At 65.8% G+C, this 1,080-nt stretch carries 1 protein-coding gene; it reads right to left on the minus strand.

The window, feature by feature from the left end; translation table 11 throughout:
• Positions 1–979, minus strand: a 979-nt coding sequence (locus tag ACFVJX_RS36015; RefSeq protein ID WP_384136918.1) for an IS481 family transposase, incomplete at its 3' end; no start/stop codon positions are given.
• Positions 980–1,080 lie beyond the last annotated feature (101 nt).

Raw genomic sequence — 1,080 nt, forward strand, 5'->3', positions numbered from 1 at the left:
TGTATTGACCCGCAGCGTTGTTCACGCGGTGGATGGGCGGGTGTCCGTTGAGTGCGGTGTGGCAGCGGTGGTGGTTGTAGGTGTGGAGGAAGTCTGTCAGGGCTTGGGTTCGCTCGGTGTTGGTGGTGTAGGGCCGCAGGTAGGCCCACTCCTCGAGCAGGGTGCGGTTGAAGCGTTCGACCTTGCCGTTGGTCTGCGGCCGGTAGGGCCTGATTTTCTTATGGGTAATGCCGGCCGTGGCCAGGGTCTGGGTGAAGAGCCTGGATTTGTAGCAGGAGCCGTTGTCGGTCAGGACACGTTCGACGGTGATGCCGTGGGCGGTGAAGAATGCCTGGGCCCGCTGCCAGAAGGCGGCAGCGGTCTCCTGCTTCTCGTTGGCCAGGACCTCGCTGTAGGCGAGGCGGGAGTGGTCGTCGACGGCGGAGTGGATGTAGCTGTAGCCGATCATTGGTTTGCAGCTCTTGCGCTTGTCGGTGGTGGCCTGCCGGTTGTGGTCGCCGACTGCTCTGCCGACGGTGCGCCAGCCGCCGCCGTCGGGGATGTTGCCGAGTTTCTTGATGTCGACGTGGACCAGCTCGCCGGGTCGGCTGTGTTCGTAGCGGCGGATCGGCTCGCCGGTCGGGCGGTCCAGCCAGGACAGTCGGTTCAGGCTGTGGCGGGCGAGGATCCGGTGGACCGTGGAGGCGGGCAGCCCCAGGATCGGGCCGATGCGGGCCGGTCCGAGTTTGCGTGCCTGCCTCAGATCGCAGACGGCGGCTTCCGTCCCGGGGGCGGTGCGGTGAGGCGTCGTGCGAGGCCGGCTGGAGCGGTCGTGAAGACCGGCCTCGCCCTCGGCCCGCCAGCGGCGGACCCACTTATGGGCGGTGGGCCGCGATATGCCCATCTCTGCGGCGACGTGAGCGACCGGACGGCCCGCGAGGACTCGTTCGACCAGGATCCGCCTGCCATGAACAGTCAGCCGGGCATTACGGTGGGACACGAAGACCTCCGTGTGGTGCAGTCCTAGACAGCTCCACCACATCGGAGGTCTTCGTGATGTTCAAGACCTACCAAGTGTCAACAACGCTCGTGATCAATACA

The sequence above is a fragment of the Streptomyces sp. NPDC127177 genome (assembly GCF_042672475.1).
In the GTDB taxonomy this organism is placed as follows: Bacteria; Actinomycetota; Actinomycetes; order Streptomycetales; family Streptomycetaceae; genus Streptomyces.